Here is a 6,417-nt window from a genome sequence, read left to right on the forward strand (position 1 = left end):
CAACACGATGCTAAATCAACATTTAGCTTTAACACAGCTATTATTTTAATCGCTTTTCCAGCTCAGCTTTCTTCTCTTCGAATCCTGGCTTGCCTAATAGGGCAAACATATTTACTTTGTATGCTTCTACTCCCGGCTGGTCAAATGGGTTGACTCCTAGAAGGTAGCCGCTCATTGCACAGGCTTTTTCAAAGAAGTATACAAGATAGCCGAAAGTGTAGGCATCCATTTTTGGAATGGAAACGATTAGGTTTGGCACTCCGCCATCTGTGTGTGCAAGCATAGTTCCTTCGAAGGCTTTATTGTTAACAAAGTCCACTGTTTCGCCTGCAAGATAGTTTAGGCCGTCAAGATCATTTTCTGCTTCCTCAATGGTAAGCTCATGGCGTGATTCTTCTACCTTAACAACCGTTTCGAATAAATCACGGCGCCCTTCTTGTACATACTGCCCTAATGAATGAAGGTCAGTAGAGAAGTTTGCGGATGAAGGGAAAATCCCTTTCTGGTCTTTTCCTTCACTTTCGCCAAAAAGCTGCTTCCACCACTCCGCAAAATACTGAAGTCCCGGCTCATAGTTGATCAGCATTTCAATTGTTTTCCCCTTATTGTATAAAACATTTCGGACAGCAGCGTACTGATAAGCAGCATTTTCCTGAAGCTCCGACTTGCTGAAGTCTTCTCGAGCCTGGGCAGCACCGTTCATCATGTCTTCAATGTTTGCACCGCTCACTGCAATCGGCAATAAACCGACAGCTGTTAAGACTGAATAACGGCCGCCAACATCATCTGGAATCGTAAATGACTCGTAGCCTTCTTCTGCTGCAAGTGTTTTTAAAGCGCCTCTCGCTTTGTCTGTAGTAGCATAGATGCGATTGCGTGCTTCCTCTACACCATATTTTTCTTCCAGCATCTTACGGAAAATACGGAAAGCAAGCGCCGGCTCAGTTGTTGTACCCGATTTGGAAATGACGTTAATAGACCAATCTTTTCCATCCAAAAGATCCATTAAATCCTTCATATACGTAGAGCTGATATTGTTGCCGGCAAATAGAACCTGTGGAGTTCCGCGCTTTTCTTTTGGCAGTGCATTATAGAAGCTATGCTGCAGCATTTCAATCGCCGCACGCGCTCCCAAGTATGAGCCGCCGATGCCGATTACAATCAGCACATCGGAATCACTTTTAATTTTTTCAGCCGCTTTCTGGATGCGGGAGAATTCTTCTTTGTCGTAATTTACAGGAAGGTCAATCCAGCCTAAAAAGTCGCTGCCTGCCCCTGTTTGTTCATGAAGTGAGTGATGCGCAACCTTTACGGCATCCTGCAAATATGTAATTTCATGTTCGCCAAAAAAGGGAAGTGCTTTTGAGTAATCAAAACGAACGTGTGTCATGAATGTCCTCCATTTTTTAAATTTAGCTCTGTTAGACTTGCCTGTTGACTTCCGTTCCAGGTGCTCAGCGAACAGCGGGCGGTCAAGGAGTATCCTCGGCGTTATACGCCTGCGGGGTGTCTCCCTTTGACCCGCTTCTTCCGCAGGACATAGAATGAGCATCCTCGAATAAACACCTGCACGAAGAAAATGCGAATTCATTTCCTAAGATCTCACACCTTCCACTCCAGTCAACAGGGGGCTAAAATCAACAATAAGCTTTAACAAAGCCTTACATTAAACAGCCATAAATAAACAGTGCTGTTATCCCATATACCACTTTAACCAAAGCCTCAAGCATAATCAAGAATCATCCCATATTGTAAGCGTGTCCAATTTTGACATATTTTTTACGCATGAATGAAGATTGTCATTTCCTCCCGAAAAACATAAAAGGGACCCTGCCTTAAAGCAAAGTCCTGTTAGTTATTCATTTATAAAGACGCGCGGTAGATAGCCATAACATCATCATGATTCAACTTCGCAAAGTTGCCGAATTCTCCGTTGACTGTAGCTTTGTCTGCCATCAGTTCAAGCTTGCTGCTATCGATGTCATAGTCTGCAAGTCGTGAAGGTGCACCGATGCTGTTCCAGAATTCACGCAGCCTATCAATACCTTCAAGCGCTGCCTCTTCATCTGTTTTGCCTGCTGGATCCACATTAAATACGCGAACAGCGAGCTTCTTGAATCGTTCAGGCTTTACCTTGAGGTTATGCTTCATCCAGTTCGGGAACAGAATTGCAAGTCCTCCGCCATGCGGAATATCGTAAACAGCCGATACTGCATGTTCAATATTATGGGTAGCCCAGTCACCACGGTAGCCCATGTTCAGGATTCCGTTCAATGCCATCGTACCGCTATATAAAATCGTTGCGCGATGCTCGTAGCTTTCAAGGTCTTCAAGCAGCTTTGGGGCAGTTTCCATAATCGTGATCAGCAAGGATTCACACATGCGATCCTGGAAATCCGTGTTTTCTTCCAGGTGAAAGTAATGCTCAAGCACATGAGACATCATATCCACAATGCCATATACGGTTTGGTTCCGCGGCACAGTGAATGTATTGACAGGATCAAGAATTGAGAATTTCGGGAACGTTACCGGGCTGCCCCAGCCGTATTTTTCATTCGTTTCCCAATTGGTAATAACCGATCCTGCATTCATCTCTGAGCCAGTTGCTGCCAGCGTTAGAACAGTTCCAAACGGTAAAGCTTCCGAGGCAAAAGCTTTCTTTGTTACCAAATCCCAGGCATCGCCGTCATATTTTGCGCCTGCAGCGATTGCCTTTGTGCAGTCAATTACACTGCCTCCGCCTACTGCGAGAAGGAAATCGATGCCTTCATTTTTACAAATGTCGACGCCTTTTCGGACAGTTGAAATTCTCGGGTTTGGTTCAACTCCGGAAAGTTCAAAAACTTCAGCTCCCAATTCCTTAAGCTGTTCCATCACTTTATCGTATAAACCATTGCGCTTGATACTGCCTCCGCCATAAACAACAAGAACTTTTTTGCCGTATTGGGGAATCTCGTGTTGTAATTGGTCCAGCTGGCCTTTTCCAAAAATTAATTTAGTCGGATTATAAAAAGTAAAATTTTGCATCTTCTCATCTCCTTTTCCACATTATTATCTTTCAATTTAAAAGCCATTGCAAAAAGAACGGTTTGCAGCAGCCAATTCCTTAATGTAACAACGTAAAAGCTGACCTAAATCTAAAAAAATATCCCTGTAACATTATGGCCTTTCCCAATTGAAACGATGAATATTTTTTATTCCTGTGAAACAAGCTAACAATGAACCTATACTACAAGGAGGTAACATCATGAGTGGTATTCAACGTATTGCACTGGTTCTTACAATCATTGGCGCAATTAACTGGGGTTTAATCGGATTTTTCCAATTTGATCTTGTGGCAGCTATTTTTGGCGGCCAGGATTCTGCCCTTTCAAGAATCATATATGGTTTGGTCGGCATCGCTGGTTTAATCAATTTAGGTTTATTGTTCAGACCAAATGAAGAATTGGAAAGAGAGCCTGAGGCTAGACCTACACGCTAGAAACGAAAAAAATCCTTGCACATATGTGCAAGGATTTTTATTTTAAACGCAATATACCAAAGGGATACTTAGACCCAGCCTCTAAAGCGGGAGGCCTCAGACATTTTCCGGGCGCCAACCATGTATGCTGCAAGACGCATATTGACATTTCGCTGCTGCGCCGTTTGATATACATTTTCAAAGGCCTGAACAAGCACTTTTTTAAGCTTTTCTGTAACCTCTTCTTCCGTCCAGTAGTACCCCTGATTGTTTTGCACCCATTCAAAATAGGAAACCGTCACGCCTCCGGAGCTAGCCAGGACGTCGGGAACAAGAAGGATGCCGCGGTCAGAAAGAATTTTAGTAGCTTCAAGGGTTGTAGGGCCGTTTGCAGCTTCCACGACAATTGAAGCCTTGATATTATGGGCATTAACAGCGGTAATTTGATTGGAAACAGCCGCAGGAACCAGGATATCGCATTCCAGTTCAAGCAATTCTTCGTTTGTCAAAGTGTTTTCAAATAAGGTTGTCACCGTTCCAAAACTATCGCGTCTGTCCAGCAGATAATCGATGTCAAGGCCATCCGGATCATAAAGGGCACCATAGGCATCAGAAATCGCTACCACTTTAGCTCCTGCATCATGCATGAATTTTGCCAGGAAGCTTCCAGCATTTCCGAAGCCTTGAACAACTACACGGGCACCTTCAATCGAAATGCCGCGTTTTTTTGCAGCTTCTTCGATGCAGATAACCACGCCTTGTGCAGTTGCTTTTTCCCTGCCCTGCGAACCGCCAAGAACAAGCGGTTTGCCAGTGATGAAACCAGGAGAATCGTACTCGCGCAGCCGGCTGTATTCATCCATCATCCATGCCATGATTTGAGAATTCGTATAAACGTCCGGAGCTGGTATATCCTTTGTCGGTCCGACAATTTGGCTGATTGCCCTGACATATCCACGGCTTAAGCGTTCCAGCTCGCCCATCGACATGGTCCTAGGATCACAGATGATACCGCCTTTTCCTCCGCCATAAGGCAGATCAACAATACCGCACTTCAAACTCATCCACATGGATAAAGCTTTTACTTCATCTTCGTTCACTTCCGGGTGAAAACGGACACCGCCTTTGGTTGGCCCTACCGCATCATTATGCTGAGAGCGATAACCTGTAAAAATTTTGATGGCTCCATCATCCATCCTTACCGGAATTCTCACCGTCAGCATTCTTAATGGCTCTTTCAGCAGCTCATACATTTCATCTGAATAACCGAGCTTGCCCAAAGCTTCTTTGATTACAATTTGAGTTGAAGTAAATAAATTTAAAGACTCTTCCATTTTTTGTTCAGCTTGTTTCCCAGCTACTCCTGCAGCTCCCATAATGGCACCTCTTGATATAATATTTAGGAAAAATACAGCAATATTTTTAAACAAAGGGAATTCCCTGCACCTTGATGCAGAGGTTAAAAGCCCCTAGACCAGCAATTAGCTTAATACTTTCTTGATTCTTTCAATTGCCCAGTCCAGCTCTTCTTCAGAGATCACTAATGGAGGGGCAAAACGAATAACCGTGTCATGTGTTTCTTTGCAAAGCAAACCTTCTTCTTTTAACTCTTCGCAATATTTACGAGCAGGTTCATTTAGCTCCACACCGATAAATAAGCCGCGGCCGCGCACTTCTTTAATGGCAGGGTTATTGATTTCTTTTAATTTGCCCATGAAGTATTCGCCGAGCTTAAGTGAACGCTCTGCCAGCTTTTCTTCAACAAGCACATTCATGGATGCAACCGAAACAGCACATGCCATCGGGTTTCCGCCGAATGTTGAACCATGTGAACCAGGGTTGAATACACCAAGAACATCTTTGTTCGCTACAACACATGAGATCGGGAATACTCCGCCTCCAAGCGCTTTTCCAAGGATGTACATATCCGGATCGACATCTTCCCACTCGCATGCGAACATTTTACCTGAACGCGCAAGGCCAGCCTGGATTTCATCCGCGATAAATAGTACATTGTTTTCCTTACAAGTTTCATACGCTTGCTTTAAGAAGCCTTCCGGCGGAATAACGATGCCGGCTTCCCCTTGAATTGGCTCGATCAAGAATGCGGCAGTGTTTTCAGTGATTGATTCTTTAAGCGCATCTAGGTCACCGTAAGGAATTAACTTGATGCCAGGTAGCATCGGACCGAAACCGCGCTTATATTCTTCTTCAGAAGACAAGGAAACCGCTGTCATTGTCCGGCCATGGAAATTCCCTACACAAGCAATAATTTCAGCTTGGTTATCGGCAACGCCTTTTACATCATAAGCCCAGCGGCGTGCTGTCTTGATTGCCGTTTCAACTGCTTCCGCACCAGTGTTCATCGGAAGGGCCATTTCTTTATTTGTTAATTCACAGATCATTTCATACCAAGGTCCAAGCTGATCATTGTGGAAAGCACGTGAAGTTAAGGTTACACGGTCTGCCTGATCCTTTAGCGCCTGGATGATTTTTGGATGGCGGTGCCCCTGGTTAACAGCAGAATAGGCACTTAGCATATCCATATATTTATTGCCTTCAGGGTCTTCAACCCACACACCCTCCGCCTTAGAAATAACGATTGGAAGCGGATGATAGTTTTTGGCACCATATTTTTCAGTTTGTTCGATGAGTGATGTTGATTTAGTCGCTTCAGTCAATTAAAATTCCTCCCTTTTCAGAATAGTCCCTTTTATTGTAACGTTAAGCTGTTTATCTTTAAACTATTTACGGTTATAGCATGCGCAGGATAACAAATCCTTCACATGCTTTCAAAAGTATTAATACATTTCAGAAGTTGTTTTTGCTTGCATATGAAGCAGAATGTAGTCAGGGCCGCCTGCTTTGGAGTCTGTTCCTGACATGTTGAATCCGCCAAATGGCTGGTATCCAACGATTGCGCCTGTACAGCCGCGGTTGAAGTATAGGTTTCCGAC

At 44.0% G+C, this 6,417-nt stretch carries 6 protein-coding genes; 1 reads left to right on the top strand and 5 read right to left on the bottom strand.

Annotation, left to right across the window (positions count from 1 at the left end; translation table 11 throughout):
- Window positions 1–40: 40 nt before the first annotated feature.
- Window positions 41–1,390, bottom strand: a complete 1,350-nt coding sequence (locus DFO73_RS27915; protein WP_110067917.1) for a glucose-6-phosphate isomerase — start codon at window positions 1,388–1,390, stop codon at window positions 41–43.
- Window positions 1,391–1,863: 473 nt separating this feature from the next.
- Entirely contained in the window at window positions 1,864–3,027 is a 1,164-nt protein-coding gene (locus DFO73_RS27920; RefSeq protein WP_110067918.1) for an iron-containing alcohol dehydrogenase, read from the bottom strand.
- 220 nt (window positions 3,028–3,247) lie between these two features.
- On the opposite strand from DFO73_RS27920, the gene DFO73_RS27925 reads away from it, so the two are divergent.
- A complete protein-coding gene (locus DFO73_RS27925; protein ID WP_110067919.1) occupies window positions 3,248–3,481 on the top strand; it encodes a DUF378 domain-containing protein in 234 nt (77 codons plus the stop codon).
- A gap of 68 nt (window positions 3,482–3,549) precedes the next feature.
- Here DFO73_RS27925 and DFO73_RS27930 read toward each other — a convergent pair whose 3' ends face one another.
- The 3 genes from DFO73_RS27930 to DFO73_RS27940 all read right to left on the bottom strand — a co-directional run.
- A complete protein-coding gene (locus tag DFO73_RS27930; RefSeq protein ID WP_110067921.1) occupies window positions 3,550–4,794 on the bottom strand; it encodes a Glu/Leu/Phe/Val family dehydrogenase in 1,245 nt (414 codons plus the stop codon).
- A gap of 147 nt (window positions 4,795–4,941) precedes the next feature.
- Window positions 4,942–6,141 carry an ornithine--oxo-acid transaminase gene (locus DFO73_RS27935; RefSeq protein WP_110067920.1) on the bottom strand — a complete coding sequence of 400 codons (1,200 nt, stop codon included), beginning with the start codon at window positions 6,139–6,141 and terminating at the stop codon, window positions 4,942–4,944.
- Between the two features lie 120 nt (window positions 6,142–6,261).
- Window positions 6,262–6,417, bottom strand: a 156-nt coding sequence (locus DFO73_RS27940) for an aldehyde dehydrogenase family protein (protein WP_142669541.1), incomplete at its 5' end; no start/stop codon positions are given.

It is taken from the genome of Cytobacillus oceanisediminis (assembly GCF_003182355.1).
GTDB classification, from domain to species: Bacteria; Bacillota; Bacilli; order Bacillales; family Cytobacillaceae; genus Cytobacillus; species Cytobacillus oceanisediminis_A.

Bases quoted from the DNA above. Each gene is read 5' to 3' on its own strand.
- DFO73_RS27920 (WP_110067918.1), bottom strand. From the start codon at position 3,027: ATGCAAAATTTTACTTTTTATAATCCGACTAAATTAATTTTTGGAAAA.
- DFO73_RS27930 (WP_110067921.1), bottom strand. From the start codon at position 4,794: ATGGAAGAGTCTTTAAATTTATTTACTTCAACTCAAATTGTAATCAAA.
- DFO73_RS27925 (WP_110067919.1), top strand. From the start codon at position 3,248: ATGAGTGGTATTCAACGTATTGCACTGGTTCTTACAATCATTGGCGCA.
- DFO73_RS27915 (WP_110067917.1), bottom strand. From the start codon at position 1,390: ATGACACACGTTCGTTTTGATTACTCAAAAGCACTTCCCTTTTTTGGC.